This window comes from Pseudomonas sp. B10(2017), from assembly GCF_002113295.1.
In the GTDB taxonomy this organism is placed as follows: domain Bacteria; phylum Pseudomonadota; class Gammaproteobacteria; order Pseudomonadales; family Pseudomonadaceae; genus Aquipseudomonas; species Aquipseudomonas pudica.
Genome location: NZ_NEJU01000003.1, coordinates 100,610 through 120,614, shown reverse-complemented (window position 1 = coordinate 120,614; position 20,005 = coordinate 100,610). Strand labels below are relative to the sequence as shown.

General features: G+C 63.3%; 19 protein-coding genes and 1 pseudogene. 9 read left to right on the top strand and 11 right to left on the bottom strand.

The window, feature by feature from the left end; all coding sequences use genetic code 11:
• Nucleotides 1–103 precede the first annotated feature (103 nt).
• From hemL to CAF92_RS05305, 3 genes are read right to left on the bottom strand one after another with little or no spacing between them, the layout of a single operon-like run.
• Complete coding sequence (gene hemL / locus CAF92_RS05315; protein ID WP_085599645.1) at nucleotides 104–1,387, bottom strand: glutamate-1-semialdehyde 2,1-aminomutase; 1,284 nt, start codon at nucleotides 1,385–1,387, stop codon at nucleotides 104–106.
• Between the two features lie 15 nt (nucleotides 1,388–1,402).
• On the bottom strand, nucleotides 1,403–2,026 hold the full coding sequence (thiE, locus tag CAF92_RS05310) for a thiamine phosphate synthase (protein ID WP_085599643.1): 624 nt from the start codon (nucleotides 2,024–2,026) through the stop codon (nucleotides 1,403–1,405).
• A gap of 13 nt (nucleotides 2,027–2,039) precedes the next feature.
• Nucleotides 2,040–2,837, bottom strand: a complete 798-nt coding sequence (locus CAF92_RS05305) for a hydroxymethylpyrimidine/phosphomethylpyrimidine kinase (RefSeq protein ID WP_085599641.1) — start codon at nucleotides 2,835–2,837, stop codon at nucleotides 2,040–2,042.
• 265 nt (nucleotides 2,838–3,102) lie between these two features.
• On the opposite strand from CAF92_RS05305, the gene CAF92_RS05300 reads away from it, so the two are divergent.
• The 4 genes from CAF92_RS05300 to CAF92_RS05285 all read left to right on the top strand — a co-directional run bounded on the left by CAF92_RS05300 (nucleotide 3,103) and on the right by CAF92_RS05285 (nucleotide 9,242).
• A complete protein-coding gene (locus tag CAF92_RS05300; RefSeq protein ID WP_085599639.1) occupies nucleotides 3,103–5,091 on the top strand; it encodes a hybrid sensor histidine kinase/response regulator in 1,989 nt (662 codons plus the stop codon).
• A 212-nt stretch (nucleotides 5,092–5,303) separates the two neighbouring features.
• Complete coding sequence (locus tag CAF92_RS05295; protein WP_085599637.1) at nucleotides 5,304–6,956, top strand: acyl-CoA dehydrogenase family protein; 1,653 nt, start codon at nucleotides 5,304–5,306, stop codon at nucleotides 6,954–6,956.
• Nucleotides 6,957–7,133: 177 nt separating this feature from the next.
• A complete protein-coding gene (gene amn / locus CAF92_RS05290) occupies nucleotides 7,134–8,597 on the top strand; it encodes an AMP nucleosidase (RefSeq protein WP_046613207.1) in 1,464 nt (487 codons plus the stop codon).
• A 6-nt stretch (nucleotides 8,598–8,603) separates the two neighbouring features.
• On the top strand, nucleotides 8,604–9,242 hold the full coding sequence (locus CAF92_RS05285) for a pseudouridine synthase (protein ID WP_085599635.1): 639 nt from the start codon (nucleotides 8,604–8,606) through the stop codon (nucleotides 9,240–9,242).
• Nucleotides 9,243–9,378: 136 nt separating this feature from the next.
• Here the strand turns inward: CAF92_RS05285 and CAF92_RS05280 are convergent, their stop codons facing one another.
• Nucleotides 9,379–9,582, bottom strand: coding sequence for a DUF2788 domain-containing protein (locus CAF92_RS05280; RefSeq protein WP_013974331.1), 204 nt, complete (start codon nucleotides 9,580–9,582; stop codon nucleotides 9,379–9,381).
• 53 nt (nucleotides 9,583–9,635) lie between these two features.
• Nucleotides 9,636–10,112, bottom strand: coding sequence for an Lrp/AsnC family transcriptional regulator (locus tag CAF92_RS05275; protein WP_003249795.1), 477 nt, complete (start codon nucleotides 10,110–10,112; stop codon nucleotides 9,636–9,638).
• A 395-nt stretch (nucleotides 10,113–10,507) separates the two neighbouring features.
• Here CAF92_RS05275 and CAF92_RS05270 point away from each other — a divergent pair, with 395 nt between their 5' ends.
• Nucleotides 10,508–11,293: a DUF6515 family protein gene (locus CAF92_RS05270; RefSeq protein WP_085599633.1), complete on the top strand. Its 786-nt coding sequence runs from the start codon at nucleotides 10,508–10,510 to the stop codon at nucleotides 11,291–11,293.
• Between the two features lie 124 nt (nucleotides 11,294–11,417).
• Here the strand turns inward: CAF92_RS05270 and CAF92_RS05265 are convergent, their stop codons facing one another.
• On the bottom strand, nucleotides 11,418–12,290 hold the full coding sequence (locus tag CAF92_RS05265) for a cation diffusion facilitator family transporter (RefSeq protein WP_085599631.1): 873 nt from the start codon (nucleotides 12,288–12,290) through the stop codon (nucleotides 11,418–11,420).
• Nucleotides 12,291–12,312: 22 nt separating this feature from the next.
• On the bottom strand, nucleotides 12,313–12,726 hold the full coding sequence (locus CAF92_RS05260; RefSeq protein ID WP_085599629.1) for a polyribonucleotide nucleotidyltransferase: 414 nt from the start codon (nucleotides 12,724–12,726) through the stop codon (nucleotides 12,313–12,315).
• Between the two features lie 117 nt (nucleotides 12,727–12,843).
• Between CAF92_RS05260 and hrpB the strand changes: the two genes are divergently transcribed.
• Complete coding sequence (gene hrpB / locus CAF92_RS05255) at nucleotides 12,844–15,372, top strand: ATP-dependent helicase HrpB (RefSeq protein ID WP_085599627.1); 2,529 nt, start codon at nucleotides 12,844–12,846, stop codon at nucleotides 15,370–15,372.
• Between the two features lie 192 nt (nucleotides 15,373–15,564).
• Nucleotides 15,565–16,107, top strand: coding sequence for a hypothetical protein (locus CAF92_RS26475; protein ID WP_143516066.1), 543 nt, complete (start codon nucleotides 15,565–15,567; stop codon nucleotides 16,105–16,107).
• Between the two features lie 12 nt (nucleotides 16,108–16,119).
• Here CAF92_RS26475 and CAF92_RS05245 read toward each other — a convergent pair.
• The 4 genes and pseudogenes from CAF92_RS05245 to CAF92_RS05230 form a co-directional block, all read right to left on the bottom strand.
• A pseudogene (locus tag CAF92_RS05245) lies at nucleotides 16,120–16,407 on the bottom strand (hypothetical protein); the annotation flags it as partial.
• Between the two features lie 233 nt (nucleotides 16,408–16,640).
• Entirely contained in the window at nucleotides 16,641–17,171 is a 531-nt protein-coding gene (locus CAF92_RS05240) for a hypothetical protein (protein ID WP_085599623.1), read from the bottom strand.
• Nucleotides 17,172–17,204: 33 nt separating this feature from the next.
• Entirely contained in the window at nucleotides 17,205–17,693 is a 489-nt protein-coding gene (locus CAF92_RS05235; RefSeq protein ID WP_085599621.1) for a hypothetical protein, read from the bottom strand.
• Nucleotides 17,694–17,780: 87 nt separating this feature from the next.
• Nucleotides 17,781–18,437, bottom strand: a complete 657-nt coding sequence (locus CAF92_RS05230) for a YciC family protein (protein ID WP_085599619.1) — start codon at nucleotides 18,435–18,437, stop codon at nucleotides 17,781–17,783.
• A gap of 166 nt (nucleotides 18,438–18,603) precedes the next feature.
• Between CAF92_RS05230 and CAF92_RS05225 the strand changes: the two genes are divergently transcribed.
• Together CAF92_RS05225 and CAF92_RS05215 are read left to right on the top strand one after the other, a co-directional pair.
• The gene (locus CAF92_RS05225) at nucleotides 18,604–19,359 is read left to right on the top strand and encodes a DUF2076 domain-containing protein (RefSeq protein WP_085599617.1); all 756 of its coding nucleotides are present in this window, start codon (nucleotides 18,604–18,606) and stop codon (nucleotides 19,357–19,359) included.
• 162 nt (nucleotides 19,360–19,521) lie between these two features.
• Entirely contained in the window at nucleotides 19,522–20,001 is a 480-nt protein-coding gene (locus tag CAF92_RS05215; protein WP_046613162.1) for an NYN domain-containing protein, read from the top strand.
• Nucleotides 20,002–20,005: the final 4 nt, after the last annotated feature.

Below are 20,005 nucleotides of genomic sequence, written 5' to 3'. Positions count from 1 at the left end.
CGAAGCAGCCCCAGCAATCTGTGCATTACTGCTGAAGTCCTGGGGCCGCTTTGCGGCCCTTTCGCGACACAAGGCCGCTCCCACAAAAGCGCGGTGCAGCGTGTTATTTCAGGGCTGCAAAAGCCTTCTCAGCCGCATCCAGGGTGATCTGCAGCTCCTTGTCGCCGTGGGCGATGGAGGTGAAGCCGGCCTCGAACGCGCTCGGCGCCAGGTACACGCCACCATCGAGCATCAGGTGGAAGAAGCGCTTGAAGCGCTCGGCATCGCTGGCCATCACGTCTTCGAAGGTGACGATGTCGTCGGCACCGCTGAAGTACAGGCCGAACATGGCACCGGCCTGGGTGGTGACGAACGGCACGCCAGCGGCATCGGCGCGCTGTTGCAGGCCGTCGAGCATGCGGCTGGTGTAGTCGGTCAGCTCGGCGTGGAAGCCCGGGCGGCTGATCAGCTTAAGGGTGGTCAGGCCGGCGGCCATGGCCAGCGGGTTACCCGACAGGGTACCGGCCTGGTAGACCGGGCCGAGCGGGGCGATGCAGCCCATGATTTCACGCTTGCCGCCGAAGCAGCCGACCGGCATGCCGCCACCGACGATCTTGCCGAAGGTCGACAGGTCCGGCTTGATGCCGTAATGGCCCTGGGCGCCGCCGAGCGAAACGCGGAAACCGGTCATCACTTCGTCGAAGATCAACACCACGCCGTGCTTGTCGCACTGCTCGCGCAGGCCTTCGAGGAAGCCTGGCGCCGGCGGTACGCAGTTCATGTTGCCGGCTACCGGTTCGACGATGATGCAGGCAACGGTCTGGCCGACTTCGGCCAGGGTTTTCTCGACGGCGGCGATGTCGTTGAACGGCAGGGTCAGGGTGTGCTTGGCGAAGTCCGCCGGCACGCCCGCCGAACTTGGCACGCCCTGGGTCAGCAGACCGGAGCCGGCTTTAACCAGCAGGCTGTCGGAGTGGCCGTGGTAGCAGCCTTCGAACTTGATGATGGCGTCACGGCCGGTGTAGCCACGGGCCAGGCGGATGGCGCTCATGGTGGCTTCGGTGCCCGAGCTGACCATGCGCACCATCTCCATGGACGGCACCAGCGAGCAGACCAGATCGGCCATCTCGGTTTCCATGGCGGTCGGGGCGCCATAGGACAGGCCGTGCTCCAGCTGCCTGCGTACCGAGTCCAGTACCTCTGGGTGGCCGTGGCCGAGGATCATCGGGCCCCAGGAGCCGACGTAGTCGACGTAGCGCTTGTCATCCTCGTCAACGACGTAGGCGCTTTCGGCATGCTTGAAGAACAGCGGCGTGCCGCCAACGCTCTTGAAAGCGCGGACCGGCGAGTTGACGCCACCGGGAATGTGCTTCTGGGCTTGGGCGAACAGGGCTTCGGAACGGGACATGGGGGTTCTCTCGAATCAGGATGCGAACAAGGCGTTGAAGGCGCGGGCGCGGCGGGTGACTTCCTGCACGCTGTCGGCACCGAACAGGCCGTGGATCACCGCCAGCAGGTCGGCGCCATGGGCGACCAGCGGGGCGGCGTTGTCGAGGGTAATGCCGCCGATCACCGCGATCGGCAGTTTCACCTGGGCGCGGGCCTGCTCCAGCAGTTCGATGTTGGCAGCGGGGGCACCCGGCTTGGTGACGGAATTGAAGAAGCGGCCAAAGGCCACGTAGCTGGCGCCTTCGTTGGCAGCCTGGGTGGCCAGTTCGAGGCTGGCGTGGCAGGTGGAGCCGATGATCGCCTGGCGGCCGAGCAGGGCGCGGGCCGGGGTCAGCGGGCCGTCGGTCTGGCCCAGGTGCACGCCGACGCCCAGGCGCGCGGCCAGTTCGGCGTCGTCGTTGATGAGCAGCTGGGTGCCGTAGCGCTCGCAGAGCTTCAGCAGCCCTTCGGCTTCACGCAGGCGGCGCGCCGCGTCGTCACTTTTGTCGCGGTACTGCAGCAGGCACACGCCGCCTTCCAGTGCCGCCTCGACATGGGACAGAAAACGGCCAGCGAGCAGCTGGCTGTCGGTGATGGCGTACAGACCGCGTAGCTTCATTGGAGGCCTCGTGTCAGGAGCAGAAATCCAGCGGCAGGCGGCGTGGCACGAATTGGCCCTTGCCCAGTTGTTCGGCGTCACGCAGTGTGCGCCAGGTGTAGTCCAGGGCGCTGCGGACGGCGCTTTCCAGCTGCTCGCCGAGGGCCAGGCGGCCGGCCAGGGCGCTGGCCAGGGTGCAGCCCGAGCCGTGGTAGCTGCCCGGCAGGCGCTGGCAGGTCCAGGTGTGGCGCTGGCCGTCGCGGCAGTACAGGCGGTTGTGAATTTCGTCTTCGTCGCCGTGACCGCCGGTAATCAGCAGGTGTCTACAGAACGGCAACAGTTTCTCGGCACACTCGTCGGCGGTGCCTTCGGGCAGTTCGGCAAGTATGCGGGCTTCGGGCAGGTTCGGCGTGGCGATGGTCGCCAGCGGCAGCAGGCGTTCGCGCAGGGCGTAGCCCACTTCGTCCTTGCCCAGGCGGCCACCACCACCGGCACGCAGCACCGGGTCGCAGACCAGCGGCAGGTGCGGGTGGGCGGCCAGCAGTTCGGCGACAGTGTCGACCATTTCGATCGAACCGAGCATGCCCAGCTTGACGGCGGCCACCGTAGAGTCGGCCAGCACGGCGTTGGCCTGGGCCAGCACCCACTCGCGGTCGAGCACGCGGAAGTCGGAAACGTTGACGGTATCCTGCACGGTCAGGGCGGTCACCGCGGGTGCGGCGTGACAGCCTTGGGCGATCAGGGCTTCGATATCTGCCTGCAGGCCGGCGCCGCCACTGGGGTCGTGGCCGGATAGACAGAGGACAACGGGGCGGGAGCTGTAGGTATTCATGGTCGGCGAGCTTACCACCAATCCTGTTTGGGCGGATCGTCCTACAAACGAGTTTTGTTGATCATAAGGTCAGATTTTTGCCTGTTTAATTTCTGAAAACATTGATTTAGAGCCTTTTCTTTGTGATTGGATATGGTCGATTGCCAGGTTGCGAAGCTATGCTAGAGTGCTCGGATAACTCTACAAACGGGTTCTGCCGGATCGTGTCGTCTCAAACGGATGGGAGGCAACCGCGACTCGACTGGACAGGCCATGCTGGGGCTGTATGCGCTATTTGCTGATTGTGCTTCTGGGCTTGCTGCCCGTGCTGGCCGGGGCAGTCGATTTCGACGCAGCTACCCGGCATCTTCCGCTGGGCAAGGCCATGCAGGTTTATGAAGACCCCGATGGCAGTGCCAGCATCAACCAGGTCAGTGCCCCTGGGTTCGCCAAGCATTTTCGCCCCCATCACGAAGAGGTGTTGAACGCCGGTTACTCCACTTCGGTGTTCTGGCTCAAGGTCGAACTGCGGCCGGTCGCCGCGGCCGGCGCCGCCCCACGGCAATGGCTGCTGGAGCTGGCCTATCCACCGTTGGACCACCTCGAGTTGTACCTGCCCGACAGCAGTGGCAGTTACCGCCTGGCCCGGCGCACCGGCGACGCCTTGCCCTACCAAAGCCGGCAGATCCTGCAGAACAACTACCTGTTCGAACTGCAGCTGCCGCCTGGCCAGGTGACCACTGCCTACCTGCGGCTGCACAGCCAGGGCTCGGTGCAGGCGCCGCTGGCACTGTGGTCCGCCCAGGCCTACATGGAGGAGCAGCCCACGCGCCTGTATGTACTGGGGATGATCTACGGCGTGCTGCTGGTGATGCTGGTGTACAACCTGTTCATCTACCTCAGCGTGCGCGACGTCAGCTACCTCTATTACATCCTCTATATCGCCTCGTTCGGCTTTTACCAGGTGTCGGTGAATGGCGCCGGTGTGGCCTACTTCTGGCCGGACAGCCCGTGGTGGGCGAATGCTTCGACGCCGTTGTTCATCGGTGCCGCTGGCCTGTTCGGCTGCCAGTTCGCCCGGCATTTCCTGCAACTGGGCAGCATCAGCCGTGGTTTCGACCGGCTGCTGCAGCTGCTGATGCTGGGTGGCGCGCTGGTCATGGTGCTGGCGGTGAGCATGCCCTACGGCGTCGCGCTGCGCATGGCTACGGTGCTGGCATTGCTGTTTACCGTGAGCATCTTCGCGGCCGGGCTATACGCCTGGTGGCGTGGTTTGCGCGTGGCTCGCTGGTTCATCATCGCCTGGACGGCGTTCCTGCTCGGTGGCCTGGTCAACACCCTGATGGTGCTGGGCTACCTTCCGAACCTGTTCATCACCATGTATGCCAGCCAGCTGGGCTCGGCGCTGGAGGTGGCTTTACTGTCGCTGGCGCTGGCCGACCGCATCAACAGCCTGCGCGAGCAGCAGGCGCAGACCTTGCGTGACACCGGGCGCACACTGGAGCAACTGAACCTGCAACTGGCCAGGAGCAACCGGCTGAAAGACGAATTCCTTGCCAGCGTGACCCATGAACTGCGCACGCCGATGAATGGCGTGATCGGTTCGCTGGAGCTGATGCATACCCTGCCGATGGAGGCCGAGATGGCCCAGTACCACCGCACGGCGGTGGGGTCGGCCCAGGGCATGATGGATATGGTTGATGCCATTCTTACCTTGTCCGAACTGCAGGCCGGCCGCCTGCGTGCGCAGCTGGCGCCGTTCAGCCTGCGTGATCTGCTGCAGGGCGTGCGTGCCGGTTATGCCGGGCAGGCTTTGGGCAAAGGCTTGTACCTGAGCCTGGACATCCCGGCCGATGTGCCGGACGGGTTGCTGGGCGATGCTCAGAAGCTGGCACGCTGCCTGGGGTGCCTGGTGGACAACGGTTTGAAGTTCACCCACCAGGGCGGGGTGATGATCCAGGTGCGCGGGCGCCGGGTGGGGCCTGACGACCTGTCGCTGACCTTTATGGTCAGCGACAGCGGTATCGGCTTCGATGACCTCGACCAGGCGACCCTGTACCAGCGCTTCTTCCAGGTCGATGGCTCGATGACCCGGCGTTATGGCGGGCTGGGGATTGGTTTGTCGATCTGCCGGCAGATGGGGGAATTGCTGGGGGCACGGTTGTCGCATGAATCGACGCGGGGGTTGGGGAGCCGGTTCGAGTTGAGTTTGAACATGGCTATTGCGCAGGTGCAGATGGCATCGAATGTTCTGCAGGCGCGACGGTCGCTTTAAAGGTTTTCGCAGGCTGTGCTACGCACGCGATTTATCGCTGACCGGCGCTAAGGGTGCATCAATCTTCTTGCTGCTCTGCGGCCCTTTCGCGACACAAGCAGCACCTGCAACTGACCGCGTTTCACGCTCTTTAGTCATTAATGTCACTTTGACTGACTCCCAGGGAGTGCTTCACTGGGTCTCTCAAGCCTACCCGGATCCAGGAGCCCCCGATGAACCTGCACCAGTACGCTGAAACCCACGAAGTCACCAACCAGCCACCGCCCCTCGACGGTGCCAACCTTTACCGCCTCGACCTGCCGCTACAGGAATGGTCTCGGCGTTTCGGTGCGGGTTGGGCCGAATCGCGGATCGATACCTACGGGGCACTGGCCGGCGGCCCGCTGATGCAGGCGGGCTTCCTGGCCAATGCACACAAGCCGGAGTTCAGCAGCCACGACCGCTACGGCCATCGCATAGACCTGGTCGAGTTCCACCCCGCCTACCACGAACTGATGCGCACCGCCGTCGAGCACGGCCTGCCGTCGCTGCCATGGGCCGAACCCCGCCCAGGCGCCCATGTGGCGCGGGCTTCGATGACCTACCTGCACAGCCAGGCCGAGGCCGGTACCGGCTGCCCGCTGACCATGACCTTCGCTGCCGTGCCAGCGCTGCGGCTGCAACCCGAACTGGCCGAATACTGGCTGCCGAAAATCCTCGCCTGCGAGTACGACCCGCGTAACGTCGGCGACCGTCACAAGGCCGGGGTCACCCTGGGCATGGCCATGACCGAAAAGCAGGGCGGCACCGATGTACGGGCCAACACCACCCGAGCTTATCCGGTCGGCGCCACGGGCCCGGGGCAGCCCTACGAACTGGTCGGGCACAAGTGGTTCTGCTCGGCGCCGATGTGCGATGCCTTTCTGACCCTGGCCCAGACCGAAAAAGGCCTGAGCTGCTTCCTGCTGCCGCGTCACCGCCCGGATGACAGCCGCAACCAGTTCTATATCCAGCGCCTGAAGAACAAGCTGGGCAACAGCTCCAACGCCTCCAGCGAGGTGGAATTCCGCGGTGCCCTGGCGTGGATGGTCGGGGAAGAAGGGCGGGGCGTGCCGACCATCATCGAAATGGTGGCCATGACCCGCTTCGACTGCATGGTCGGCTCCAGCGCCCTGATGCGCCAGGCGCTGACCCAGGCGACCCACCATTGCGCGCACCGCAAGGTCGGCGGGCGGCTGCTGAGCGAGCAGCCGTTGATGCAGAACGTGCTGGCCGACCTGGCGTTGGAAAGCGAGGCCGCGCTGGCCTTGAGCCTGCGCATGGGGCAGGCGCTGGAACAGCTGGAAGACCCGCAGCAGGCGCATTTCGCCCGGCTGGTCACGGCGGTGGGCAAGTACTGGATCTGCAAGCGCGCGCCGGCCATGATCAACGAGGCCGCCGAGTGCCTGGGCGGGGCAGGTTATGTGGAAGACAGCATCCTGCCACGGCTGTACCGCGAAGCGCCGGTCAACTCGACCTGGGAAGGCTCGGGCAATGTGCAGTGCCTGGATGTGCTGCGGGCCTTGTCCAAGGAGCCGGGCGTGCTGGATGCGCTGTTCGCCGAGCTGGGCGATGGGCACGGGGACCCGCGTCTGGCGGCGCACATCGGCAACCTCAAGGGGGCGTTTGCCGACACTGGTGACATGCAGTACCGCGCGCGGCAACTGACCGAGGATATTGCCCTGGCGCTGCAGGCCAAGCTGTTGCTGGAGGCGGGTAATGCGGTGGTCAGTGATGCGTTTATCGACAGCCGCTTGACGGGGGGCGGGCGCGTGTACGGGGCGTTGCCGCGGGGTGTGGATGTGGCGGCATTGGTGACCAGGGCGACGCCAGCCTGGGCAAACTGAGCTGGCTTCTTCGCGGGCACGCCCGCTCCCACAGGTACTGCGTCGTACTTGAGGGCAGTGAAGATCCTGTGGGAGCGGGCGTGCCCGCGAATGGATGCAACACCGATCAATGGGGGTGTATTTAGCCAAGAAGGCAGGCAAGATGGTTCACATGCATGTCCAGACAGGAAGCACAGTGTGAGCCAAGCTTTTGTAGTCGTTGATACCCCCGAGCAGGCCGTCGACCGTCTGGCGGCCCTGCATGAACAGGCCACCGGGGCCCTTAGCCAGGCCCTCAAGCGTTACCTGAAGGACCGTACCGAGCCGGGCGTCGAAGAGCGCGACCTGTTCCGCTACCCGGCGCTGCGCCTGACCTATTACAGTCACGGTGAAGTCGCCGCCACCACGCGGGCCTACGCCAAGGTCCAGGTGGCCGGTACCTACAGCGTCACCATCACCCAGCCGGCTGCTTTTCGTGGCTACCTGCTGGAGCAACTGCGCCCGCTGATGCACGACTACACCGTCACGGTAGAGGTCGGCGTCAGCGAACAGAACATCCCTTACCCCTACGTGGTCGACCAGGGCGACGAACTGGCCGGCAGCGGCATCACCGCCGCGCAGCTGGCGCGGGTGTTCCCCAGCACCGACCTGTCGGCTGCCACCGACAACATCGCCGACGGGCTGTATGACTGGGGCGGTGCCGAAACCTTGCCGCTGGCGCTGTTCGATGCCGCTCGGGTCGACTTCTCGCTGCGTCGCCTGGTGCACTACACCGGCAGCGACTGGCGCCATGTGCAGCCGTGGATCCTGCTGACCAACTATCACCGCTATGTCGACCAGTTCATCAGCCACGGCCTCGACCAGTTGCGTGACGACCCGCGCTTCGTGCGCATGGTGCTGCCGGGCAACGTGGTGATCGAAAAGGGCATGGACCACGGTGAAACCCAGGCCCTGGTGGCCAGCGTGATCTGGCACCGCTACCAGATGCCGGCGTATCACCTGATCGCCGCTGATGGCGACGGCGTCACGCTGGTCAACATCGGCGTCGGCCCGTCCAATGCCAAGAACATCACCGACCACCTGGCCGTGCTGCGCCCGCACTGCTGGCTGATGATCGGCCACTGCGGCGGCCTGCGGCAGTCGCAGACCATCGGCGATTATGTGCTGGCACACGCCTACATGCGCCGTGACGGCATTCTCGACCGGGTGGTGCCGCCGAACATCCCGATTCCGGCCCTGGCCGAAGTGCAGCTGGCCTTGCAGGAAGCCGCCGCGCAGGTCACCGGCGAGCGTGGCGAACAGCTGAAGAAGCGCCTGCGCACCGGCACCGTACTGACCTACGACGACCGCAACTGGGAGCTGCGCTGGGCCCAGGAGCGGCCGCTGATCAACCTGTCGCGTGCCGTGGCGGTGGACATGGAAAGCGGTACCATTGCCGCCCAGGGTTACCGCTTGCGCGTGCCGTACGGCACCTTGCTGTGTGTGTCCGACAAACCGCTGCACAGCGAGATCAAGCTGCCGGGTTCGGCCAACGCCTTCTATAACCGGGCGGTCAGCCAGCATCTGAAGATCGGCATTGCCGCCCTCGACCTGCTGCGCACCGAGCTCAACTCGCTGCACTCGCGTAAACTGCGCAGTTTCGATGAGCCGCCGTTCCGCTGAGGATCCATGTCACTGCCACCCCGTTCCAAGCCGCGCCGTCCCCAGGCGCGGCCTGCCACCGGCCCGCGTCGCCAGCCCAAGGCCCCACCGGCCGAGCCGCGCCTGATCCTGTTCAACAAACCGTTCGACGTGCTGACCCAGTTCAGCGACGGCGACGGGCGCGCGACGCTCAAGGACTTCATCGACATCCCCGGCGTGTACCCGGCCGGGCGGCTGGACCGCGACAGTGAAGGCCTGTTGCTGCTGACCAACGATGGCGGCCTGCAGGCGCGCATTGCCGACCCGAAGCACAAACTGGCCAAGACATACTGGGTTCAGGTGGAGGGGGAGCCGAGCGAGGAGCAGTTGCAGCGCTTGCGCGATGGCGTGGAACTGAACGATGGGCCGACCTTGCCGGCCGAGGCGCGGCGCCTGGACGAGCCCGAGCTGTGGCCGCGCAACCCGCCGGTGCGTTTTCGCAAGAGCGTGCCGACCAGTTGGCTGGAGCTGGTTATTCGCGAAGGGCGTAACCGCCAGGTACGGCGGATGACGGCGGCGGTGGGGTTGCCGACCTTGCGCCTGGTGCGGGTGCGGATTGGCGACTGGGCGCTGGATGGGTTGGAGCAGGGCTGCTGGCGCGAAGTGGCGGCGAAGTTGCAGCGCTAGCGGGGGCCGCTTTGCGGCCCATCGCGACACAAGGCCGCTCCTACAGGTGCAGCGCAAACTCAGGCATTGTGCGATCCCTGTAGGAGCGGCCTTGTGTCGCGAAAGGAGCGCAAAGCGCTCCCGGCTTTCTTGAGCCTTACACCCCTTCGAGAAACCCCACCACCACGCTCTTGATGATAAAGGCCAACACCCCCAGCCCCAGCACGAAGAACAGGATCAGCGTCCCGAACCGCCCGGCCTTGGACTTTTTCGCCAGGTCCCAGACGATGAAACCCATGAAACCGATCAACACGGTGACCAGGATGATCATCATCCACTCTTCGAATACGGCGGGATCCATCGGTGTTCTCCAGGCGGTTTGAGCGTCCGATTATACGCCTGCTGGCGCAGGCATTAACGCAGGTGGGTCAAGGGCAGCTCGGTGCTGGCCAGCACCTGGTTCAGCACGAAGCTCGAACGCACGCTGGTGACGCCTTCAATGCGGGTCAGGCTGCCTAGCAGCAGTTTCTGGTAATGGTCCATGTCGGGCACCACCACTTTCAGCTGGTAGTCGGCATCCATGCCGGTGACCAGGCTGCATTCAAGCACCTGGGGCAGGTTGCGGATGGCCGCCTCGAAGGTTTCGAAACGCTCCGGGGTGTGTCGGTCCATGCCGATCAGCACATAGGCAGTCAGGCTCAGGCCCAGCTTCTTGCGGTCGAGCAGGGCCACCTGGCGCGAGATGTAGCCATCGTCCTCCAGTTGCTTGACCCGACGCGAGCATGGCGAAGGCGACAGGCCGATGCGTTCGGCCAGTTCCTGGTTGGAAATGCGCGCATCGCGCTGCAATTCGGCGAGGATGCTCAGGTCGTAGCGGTCAAGTTTGCTCATGGGTTATGCCTTTTCTGTTCGGATTGCGGTGAATTATCAATCCAGGGTGAAAAATTGCGCAAGTGCTATTTATCCAAGCAATCTTCGCAATCATCTGCCGCGGCCTGTCCGGTATCTTTATCCACAGAATCACTGCCCGGACATCAGTCCACGGCGACGCGCCCTAGGCGGGCGGTCGCGGCCAGCCATCCAACAGGATCTGCAGGCCCCCGGGCTACACACCTTCCAGAAGACGGTGTGAGGTGAGCCGGCGCCACAAGTGCCGAGCACGGACGACAATTCCTGAAGGGAGGCCCAGCGGCCTCCCTTTTTTCATGTCCGGAAATTTAATTGGCCTGCATGACAGGCGCGGTAGACTGGCTGTGGTTGCCGTATTTTCTACCGAGAGGAACAGCATGAAGTCGCGCATCTGGCAGTTGGCAGGTGTTGGTGTGTTGGGGTTGAGCATCAGCCTCGGGGCCATGGCCGAAGGGCCGGGCGAAGGGGCGCCGGGCCGCTCGCTCAATTCGCGTGACGAAGTGCAGCAGACCCAGCCGCCACGCCAAGGCTATTACCAGGACATTCCCCGCCGCCATGGCGATAACCACCACTGGGAAGCCGGTGGCCCGGGGCAACGGCCTGGCGGTGACTGGCAGGGGCGCCCGGATGGTCATGGCAATGGCTGGGGGCCGGGGCCGCAGTATCGCCCGGGTCACACCATCGATCATTTCCCGGACCGCTACTGGAAAGTGCCCTACCGTGGCGATGACTACTTCTACTCCGGCGGTTACTGGTATCGCCCCCATGGTGGCCGTTATGTGGTAGTGACCCCGCCCCTTGGCGTGCGAGTCGACTATCTGCCGCCCTATGCGCGGGAAGTCTGGCTGGGCGGGGCGCTGTTCTTCCTGGTGGCCGATACCTATTACCAGTACCTGGCCGATAGCCGCGAGTACGTGGTGGTCAATCCGCCGGTTGCGGTGCCGGCACCTGTAGGCGGTGGGTATGACGTGGTGGCCTACCCGATGTACGGGCAAGGGCGGGAACAGCAGGATCAGGACCGTTACCAGTGCCACCGCTGGGCGGTGAACCAATCAGGCTTCGACCCGGCGACGGCGACTTATGCACCGCCGGCCACTGTGGCGGACAACTACCGGCGGGCGCTGGGCGCTTGTTTCAGCGGCCGAGGCTACAGCATCAACTGATCCAGATATGCTGCCTGTCCCGGCCCTATCGCCGGCAAGCCAGCTCCCACAGGAACCGCGCCGGCCTGAAGCCATGTTTAGTGCCTGTGGGAGCTGGCTTGCCGGCGATAGGGCCCTTGCAGGTTCACACCGGATCCGCATGCACCATCACATCCGCCTGTGGATAACGCTGGCGGATCACCTTCGAGGCCTCCACGCACAAGGCATGCGCATCATGCAGCGGCAATTGCCCCGGCATCTCCAGATGCAGCTGCACGAACCACTGGTTGCCCGACACCCGCGTACGCAGGTCGTGCACGCCTTCAACCCCGGGAATGGCCAGCACCAGCGCAGCCATGTCTTCACCAACATCGCCGGGCAGTTCCTGGTCCATCAGGATGGCCGTACTCTCCCGCGCGATCTGCAGCGCGCTCCAGAGGATATAGACAGCGATACCCAAGCCGAACAGCGCATCCAGCTGCGGCCAGCCAAAGCGTGCCAGCAGCAGGGCCAGCAGGATGCTGCCGTTGAGCAGCAGGTCCGAGCGGTAGTGCAGGGAGTCGGCCCGCACCGCCGTGGAGCCGGTCAGGCGGATGACCTTGTGTTGCAGTGCCAGCAGGGCAAGAGTCAGCACCAGCGACAGCACCATCACCCCGATACCGACAGCGGTATCGCCCAAGGGTTGCGGCGTGTGCAGGCGGTCAACCGCTTGCACCCCGATCAGCACCGCACTGACCCCGATGAACAGCGCCTGCGCCATACCGGCCAGGGCTTCGGCCTTGCCATGGCCGAACCGGTGGTCGTTGTCGGCTGGCCGCAGGGCGTAGTGCACGGCCAGCAGGTTCAGGAACGAGGCAACAGCGTCCAGTGCCGAGTCGGTCAGCCCGGCCAGCAGGCTGACCGACCCGCTCAGCCACCAGGCCAGCGCCTTGCTCAGGACCAGGATGCTGGCCACCGCCAGCGATGCGCGAGTGGCCAGGCGTAGCAGGCGCTGGTGTTCAGCCGGGGTGGTCATCATCCGTGGGTAGCGTCCTTGTGCTTCAGGCAGCAGGCACCAGGCTGGCCAACTGCTCGATGCTGCCGCGATGCTGGATCAGCCGCGGGTCGTTCAGCGGCAGGCGCTGACCCAATTCGCTTTCCAGAATGGCCTGCAACTTCAGGTTGTCGACCTTGCCATCGGGGCTCACGGCTTCGCGCAGTTTGACCGGGTCGACCTGGGCGGATCGCCCGCCTGGGTAATAGATGGCGCCCGTGGCGAAGTCGATACCGAAGGCGATCAGCCCCGGGATTACATAGAACAGGATGCCGATGGCATCCATTGCGGCAACCACTGGGTCGATCTTGCCGCCGATCTGGCCACGACGTTCCGGGTACAGAATGGTGCCGCAGGCCGTCAGTTGGGTCAGCAAGGTGACGATGAGGGCGCCACCGATGACGCGGGATGGGATGCGCATGTAAAAACTCCGAAAAGGTATTCAGCAGGGCAAGCGAAACGCCTGCACCTGAAGCTAAGACCATGATAGGGCAGCTTGGGTTCGCCGTTATACTCGCCAGACTGTTCGAGGACCACCATGATTTCATTACCGATCGATGCTGTCTTGCCGGCCCTGCGCCAGGCCCTGGAAAACCGTGACGAAGCGGTGCTAGAGGCGCCGCCTGGCGCCGGCAAGACCACCCGAGTACCGCTGGCGCTGCTCAACGAGCCGTGGCTGGCCGGGCAGAACATTCTCATGCTCGAGCCCCGGCGTCTGGCAGCGCGGGCTGCGGCCGAGCGGCTGGCCAGCGAACTGGGCGAAAAGGTCGGCGAAACCGTGGGCTATCGCATCCGCCTGGACAGCAAGGTCGGGCCGAAAACCCGCATCGAAGTAGTGACCGAAGGCATCCTCACCCGCCGCCTGCAGGCCGACCCGGCGCTTGAGGGCGTGGGGCTGGTGATCTTTGACGAGTTTCACGAGCGCAGCCTCGATGCTGACCTGGCCCTGGCATTGAGCCTGAATGGCCGGGAATTGCTGCGAGACGACCCGCCACTGAAGATTCTGCTGATGTCCGCGACCTTGGAGGGCGAGCGCCTTTCGCGGCTGCTGGATGATGCCCCGGTGGTCAGCAGCGAAGGCCGCATGCACCCCGTCGACATCCGTTGGGGGCGGCCTTTCCAACCGGGTGAGTTCATCGAGCCACGGGTAGTGGACAGCGTGTTGCAGGCACTGGCTGACCAGACCGGCAGTGTGCTGGTATTCCTGCCAGGTCAAGCCGAGATTCGCCGGGTGCACCAGAGCCTGCAGGAAGCGCTGGGCGAGCGCCCCGAGGTCCTGCTTTGCCCGCTGCATGGCGAGCTCGATCTCGACGCCCAGCGTGCAGCCATCGACCCGGCGCCCGAGGGGCTGCGCAAGGTAGTGCTGGCCACCAATATCGCCGAGACCAGCCTGACCATCGACGGCGTGCGCGTGGTGATCGACGCAGGCCTGGCCCGGGTACCGCGCTTCGATCCCGGCAGCGGCATGACCCGCCTGGACACCCAGCGCATCTCCCGCGCCAGTGCTACCCAGCGCGCCGGCCGTGCCGGCCGCCTGGAGCCCGGCGTGTGTTACCGCCTGTGGTCCGAGGCCCAGCATGAACAGCTGGCCGCACACGGCAGCGCCGAGATCCTGCAGGCCGACCTGGCCGGCCTGGCCCTGCAACTGGCACGCTGGGGCGTGACGCCCGAGCAGTTGCGCTGGCTCGACCAGCCCCCCACTGCCGCCTTCGCTCAGGCCCAGGACCTGCTGGCACGGCTCAATGCCTTCAAGCCCGGAAGCCGTGACAACCTCAGCGAACACGGCCAGGCCATGGCCGAGTTGCCGGCGCATCCACGTATCGCGCATCTGCTGTTGCGCGGCCAGGACCTTGGCCTGGCGCAGATGGCCTGTGATGTGGCTGCGCTGCTGGGCGAGCGGGATATCCAGCGCGGCGGTGGTGCTGATTTGCACAGCCGGCTGGCGCTGGTCAGTGGCGAAAGCAAGGCTGCCCGTGGCAGCCACGGCGGCGTGCAGCGTGCGCGCCAACTGGCTCGCCAGTACCGTGGCCTGTTGCGTGGCAAACCACGCGCGCCGGTCGTGGACCCCGATCACCCGCGCTGGCTGGGCGCGCTGCTGGCGCTGGCCTACCCTGACCGCGTCGCCCAGCAGCGCCGCGAAGGCGGTGCGGAATACCGGCTGGCCAACGGCCGAGCGGCGCTGTTTGCCGAAGTCGATGCACTGATGAAGTGCCCGTGGCTCGTGATTGCCGACCTGGGCAGCCGGCAGGGCCAGCGCGAAGAGCGTATCTACCTGGCCGCCGAGTTCGATCCGGCGCTGCTCGAGGGTGTTCTGGCCGAGCAGGTCGAGCGGGTCGATATCCTCGATTGGGACGAACGCGAGCAGGTGTTGCGCGCCGAGCGCCAAGTCAAGCTCGGCGAGCTGGTGCTCAGCCGCGAACCGCTGCCCGGCATGGATGACGAGGCGCGGGCTCGCGCTCTGCTTGGGCTGGTCCGGCGCAAAGGGCTTAACCTGCTGACCTGGACCCCCGAGCTGCGGCAATGGCAGGCGCGCGTAGCCTTGCTGCGTCAGCTGGACCTGGCCAAGGAAGGCCACAGTGAATGGCCCGACCTGGCTGATGAGGCCTTGCTCGCCCGCCTGGAAGACTGGTTGCAGCCCTACCTGGGAAAAGTGTCGCGGCTTAGTCACTTCGCCGCACTGGACCTGTCGTCGCTGTTGCGCAACTTGCTGCCCTGGCCGCTGCCGCAGCGCCTGGAAGAGCAGGCGCCGGCGCATCTGGCGGTGCCGTCCGGTTCCCACATTCGCCTGGACTACAGCGAGAACCCGCCGATTCTTGCTGTGCGCCTTCAGGAGTTGTTCGGCCTTGCCGATACACCGCGCATCGCCAATGGCCGCCAGCAGGTCAAGTTGCACCTGCTGTCACCAGCCCGCCGGCCTGTGCAGGTGACCCAGGACCTGGCCAATTTCTGGCGCACCACCTATGCCGAGGTGAAGAAAGACCTGAAAGGGCGTTACCCGAAGCATTATTGGCCAGATGACCCGTTGGTGGCCGAGGCGACGGCACGTGCCAAGCCGAGGGGGACATGACGGCAGCAATGGTACTCAAGGCGGCAGGGCACGCTGCATGGCGCATGTTACCTGCTGTTCGGAGGATGTAAGGCATGGCAGGCCATCGAACGGGAAACCTTTCGTGCTGCTGTTGGGCCGCAGTAATGAAAAGAATGGAGTGAGGCGGCGCCAGCTTCCTTTGTTCCCATCATATTCTTGAGGCCCTGCACGATGAATCTCAGTGATATCTCCACCGAAGATCCGATGTCTTTCAGCGCACTGAAAATTTTCGATTGCACCATTCATGCACTTCACCAGGGAGTTGCCCATCCGATAGTGCTCAGCACAGAGGAAGACTATGCCGAGTCCATCGTCCCAGGGCGTTGGGACTGGCTGATCAAAGGCGACCCCGGTCAAGCGTATGAGGACGGCCGCCGAATCTTCACATTCTACTTCCGCTCCCAAACCAGTGATCGGTTGCACTACAGTATATGTGGTACTTCAAGCCGCAAAGGGCGCCGGCTGGCCTGTAGCCATAAAGGTTATGTAGGTATGTACGCCGCTGCTGATGCGATCAATATCTTCAAGCTTCAACCCCTTGAGTGGGATGGACAGCAGCTTCGTTGCCGGTGGCGAGACCACCTTGGGCAGACTGTGGAAATAGGCGACAACCCAGGCGATGGTAAAAGTTTCGATCGGCAAGGTGGTTACCTCGATCACCTGAATGTAAATATCAGCGGTGACACCGATTTCCTGATCACACCAATCAGCTAAGCCTGCTGCGCATCAACGGTTAGATTGGGGTGCCAAAAGCATGAACAGCCGATACAGCACCACCGTGCTGAACAACTGCAGGAGCCCGCTGAGGCTGTCCATGGCCAGCTCCACGCCGGGCGATGGCTCGGGGAAGGCCATCAGCAGCAGCCCGTCGACCAGCCAGATCGGCGCCAGCACCCCTACGACGCAAATCATGATGTGCATGAAGTGCCCGGTGGTCATGCGTGTGATCTCGCGCATCGACTGGACCACTTGCAGACCAGGCAGCAACAGCAGCTACTCGGCGAACACCAGATCTGGATCTGCTCTCGATCAAGCCTTAGAAGGCGGTATTCAGCTGTCCTGCTGGAGCAGGAAGGTGAGTATTTCGCCTTCTTTTTTGTTCAGCAGGTACTGTGTCTGGCGGTTGTAATGTGGGGTGTCCAGGATGGCTCCCGCCCGGTAGCCCTGGTGATCACAACCGTCAGGTGATTGAGCAGTATGAACAGGCGATACAGCCCCGCAGTGCTGAACGACTACGCAGGCTGACTTCAATCGGAGAAACGCTGGATCAAAAATTCGACGGGTTCACCCTCGCGAGTGCTCAGGAAATCTGCCTCAAAATTAAGGCCTTCATGCCGAGCACCGTGGAATGGCCCTTCCTCAAATTTCCATACCCTTGCTTCTTTCTGGGTCCATAAGAACGGTAATTTTTCGTCATTGGTAAGTTGGCAGCGGATGGTGCTATCATCTATTTCCAGTGGTTGTAAGCCAATGGAGGCCTTTTTTTCGTTATGCCATGGTATTAAGCGGCTGTCTTTCAGAATATATCCATGGCCGCAACGATAGTGCCTAAGCTGGAATAGACCGCCGTCTAATGGTTTGAAACTCAACAGTTCCGTCTCGCCACGATTTTTTCTGAAATTGATTTTTTTCGCATGGTCAATCAGTTCAAAAGTTATGTCGTAAGGGGTGGGCTCGTAAAATATGGCCAGCGGTTTCTTGAGGCCTTCATCCAATCTGTACAGATGGGCAAAAAAATTCTGTTCGGTCCATGCTGGCAGGGATAACAAATCGTTCATCTCTTATCTCCTAATACAAAGCAGCGGTGAATGTTATTCTGACTTTTCCAACAGGAAGGTAATGGCCGAACCTTGCTCTACGTTCAGCTGGATCACTTCCTCTAGGTAATAGGGCACACCGCCGATGGCGCTCACTCTGAATCCGCGGTGATCACGCAGATGACAGAACAGCCCTTCATCGTTCAGATGAAGTGGTTCGATCTTCCAGTAATCGGTGACTTCTGCATTCGAGTAGAAACCGGGGTAGCCATTGCGGCTGACACCCAGTTTCTTGGCCTTCGAATCTCCTGGAATACTGATGTGATAATGCAGACGATCTTCGGTTCGAGAGTGGTAAGCGAACTCCATCAACAGCGAGTCCCCGTATCCATACGCCTCCAACCAGTCATCTTGGGGTGAGATACTCCAGGCGGACTTGTCGGTTTTGCGGCTCAGGCGCAGCCGTCCACGGTAATCGCCGCCGACCACATATAGCCTGCCGCTAAACGATCTTGAATATCCAGATTCAATGATTTCGTCCATGTTGCGATCCTCAAGTGGCTTTGAAGGTTTGTTAACCCTAATGCCACCGTGGGGCGTGCGAGCAGAACGAAGACTTTCCCGGATGCCTCAGGCCCCGGCTTCACCTTCCAGCAGCATGAACAGGCGATACAGCACCACGGTGCTGAACAGTTGCAGGACGCCGCTGAGGCTGTCCATGGCCAGCTCCATGCCGGGGGATGGCTCGGGGAAGGCCATCAGCAGCAGCCCGTCGATCAGCCAGATTGGTGCCAGCACGCCGACCACGCAAACCATGATGCGCATGAAATGCCCAGTGGTCATGCTGGCGCTGTCGCGCATCGACTGCACCACCGGGCGGCCGCGCAGTACCAGCAGGTATTCGGCGAACACCAGATTGATCATGATCCACACGCCCGGGAAGATGAACAGCGCAAGGCCGGCCATGATCAGCAGCGAGCTGATCAGGATCAGCAGGGCCAGTTGCGGCCACAGTTGCAGGGCACGGGCGAACAGGTCGCGCTTGGCGATGTCCTGACCGTTGCTGCGGGTGTCCAGGTACAGGATCAGCGCGGCGCTGTACAGCGGGTAGAACAGCAGGCTGATCAGCATGCCGTAGGCTGGTGATGCCTGGTCGCCCATCTGCCGGTACAGCAACTGGGTGAGCAAGGCTTCCAACACCACCAGCGGCAGGCACAGCTGGAGAATGTTTGGCAGGTGACGGCGGAAGAAGTACAGGGAGTCGCGCAGGACGCTCAGCGGATTCATCAGTCAAGATCGCATGGCAGTAAAAACAGGGGCTTAACTTTAGCCCAAAGCAGGCTTGGGGCTGTCACTTGCTGAAAAAAGTTTCACGCCGCCGGTGATTGAATCCCACGCCTGTACGCCCCATCTTTGACGCTGTCCGTTGTCCGCTACCCCACGAGGTCGCCCCATGAATACTGAAGAACAAACCCTGATCGATGGCCTGTTCGGCCGCCTCAAGCAAGCCGAGGATCCGAGCCAGCCACGTGATGCGCAGGCCCAGGCATGCATCGAGGAACATGTACGTCAGCAGCCGGCGGCGCCTTATTACATGGCCCAGGCGATTCTGGTGCAGGAGGCAGCGATCAAGCGCCTCGACGAGCAGAACAAGCAACTGGAAGCCGAACTGAAGCAGGCCCGTGCCCAGGCCGAGGCCGCCCGCGCCAGCAGTGCGCCGAGTAATGGCGGTGGTGGTTTCCTGTCCAGCATCTTTGGTTCGGCTGGGCGCAATGCGGCCCCGGCCGCGCAACCGCAGCGTCCCGCTGCAGCACCCGTGACATCTGGCGGTGGCTGGCGTGAGCCATCGGCGCCGGGCTTTTCCCAGCCACAAGCGCAGCAGCCTGGCTTTGGCGCTGCACCGGCACGCAGTGGTGCCAGCAGCTTCCTTGGCGGCGCGATGCAGACTGCAGCCGGTGTGGCGGGTGGCGTGTTGCTGGCGCAGGGCATCAGCAGCCTGTTCAACCACAACTCGCAGCCGGAGGAGGTGGTCGAGGTGATCAAGGAAGAGCCGGCGCCGGCCAGTGACAACGGTGGCTGGAACGACTCGGGGGCGCAGCAGCAGGTAGCTGACAACGGTGGCTGGGGCAGCGACCAGGGTGGTTATGCCGACAGCGATTATGGCAGCGATGATGGTGGGTTCTTCTCGGACGACGATTCGTACGTCTGACAGGTCTGGCATACTGCTGGCGATTTTGGGGGCGCTTTGCGCCCCTTTTGCGACACAAGGCCGCTCCTACAAGGGTACGCGAACCCCTGTGGGAGCGGCCTTGTGTCGCGAAAGGGCTGCACAGCTGCCCCCAGCAAACCAGGCCGACCAAGGGGTTCCAAGGTGAAAAAGATCGCGTTGTTCGCCGATGTGCAGAACCTCTATTACACCGTGCGCCAGGCCCACGGCTGCCATTTCAACTACACCGCCCTGTGGGCCGACGTCAGCCGCGAAGGCCAGATCGTCGAGGCCGTGGCCTATGCCATCGACCGTGGCGACAGCAAACAACAGCAGTTCCAGCAGATCCTGCGCAACCTCGGTTTCGATGTGCGCCTAAAGCCCTTCATCCAGCGCAGCGATGGCTCGGCCAAAGGTGATTGGGATGTGGGCATTACCCTGGATGTGATCGACGCCGCCAGCCGCGTCGACCAAGTGGTACTGGCCTCAGGCGATGGCGATTTCGATCTGTTGCTGGAGCGGGTGAGACAGCGCCATGGCACCGAAGCAGTGGTGTATGGTGTGCCCGGGCTTACCGCACTCTCGCTGATCCGTGCCGCCACCCGCTATGTGCCCATCGAGGGTGCGCTGTTGCTAAAACACTGAGATT

What these genes read in the sequence shown, in the direction of transcription:
- CAF92_RS05275 (WP_003249795.1), bottom strand. Translation starts at nt 10,112, where the DNA reads ATGAGCAAACTTGACCGCTACGACCTGAGCATCCTCGCCGAATTGCAG.
- hrpB (WP_085599627.1), top strand. Translation starts at nt 12,844, where the DNA reads ATGATTTCATTACCGATCGATGCTGTCTTGCCGGCCCTGCGCCAGGCC.
- CAF92_RS05260 (WP_085599629.1), bottom strand. Translation starts at nt 12,726, where the DNA reads ATGCGCATCCCATCCCGCGTCATCGGTGGCGCCCTCATCGTCACCTTG.
- CAF92_RS05230 (WP_085599619.1), bottom strand. Translation starts at nt 18,437, where the DNA reads ATGAATCCGCTGAGCGTCCTGCGCGACTCCCTGTACTTCTTCCGCCGT.
- CAF92_RS05225 (WP_085599617.1), top strand. Translation starts at nt 18,604, where the DNA reads ATGAATACTGAAGAACAAACCCTGATCGATGGCCTGTTCGGCCGCCTC.
- CAF92_RS05295 (WP_085599637.1), top strand. Translation starts at nt 5,304, where the DNA reads ATGAACCTGCACCAGTACGCTGAAACCCACGAAGTCACCAACCAGCCA.
- CAF92_RS05285 (WP_085599635.1), top strand. Translation starts at nt 8,604, where the DNA reads ATGTCACTGCCACCCCGTTCCAAGCCGCGCCGTCCCCAGGCGCGGCCT.
- CAF92_RS05270 (WP_085599633.1), top strand. Translation starts at nt 10,508, where the DNA reads ATGAAGTCGCGCATCTGGCAGTTGGCAGGTGTTGGTGTGTTGGGGTTG.
- CAF92_RS05305 (WP_085599641.1), bottom strand. Translation starts at nt 2,837, where the DNA reads ATGAATACCTACAGCTCCCGCCCCGTTGTCCTCTGTCTATCCGGCCAC.
- CAF92_RS05265 (WP_085599631.1), bottom strand. Translation starts at nt 12,290, where the DNA reads ATGATGACCACCCCGGCTGAACACCAGCGCCTGCTACGCCTGGCCACT.
- CAF92_RS26475 (WP_143516066.1), top strand. Translation starts at nt 15,565, where the DNA reads ATGAATCTCAGTGATATCTCCACCGAAGATCCGATGTCTTTCAGCGCA.
- CAF92_RS05280 (WP_013974331.1), bottom strand. Translation starts at nt 9,582, where the DNA reads ATGGATCCCGCCGTATTCGAAGAGTGGATGATGATCATCCTGGTCACC.
- CAF92_RS05235 (WP_085599621.1), bottom strand. Translation starts at nt 17,693, where the DNA reads ATGGACGAAATCATTGAATCTGGATATTCAAGATCGTTTAGCGGCAGG.
- thiE (WP_085599643.1), bottom strand. Translation starts at nt 2,026, where the DNA reads ATGAAGCTACGCGGTCTGTACGCCATCACCGACAGCCAGCTGCTCGCT.
- CAF92_RS05240 (WP_085599623.1), bottom strand. Translation starts at nt 17,171, where the DNA reads ATGAACGATTTGTTATCCCTGCCAGCATGGACCGAACAGAATTTTTTT.
- CAF92_RS05300 (WP_085599639.1), top strand. Translation starts at nt 3,103, where the DNA reads ATGCGCTATTTGCTGATTGTGCTTCTGGGCTTGCTGCCCGTGCTGGCC.
- hemL (WP_085599645.1), bottom strand. Translation starts at nt 1,387, where the DNA reads ATGTCCCGTTCCGAAGCCCTGTTCGCCCAAGCCCAGAAGCACATTCCC.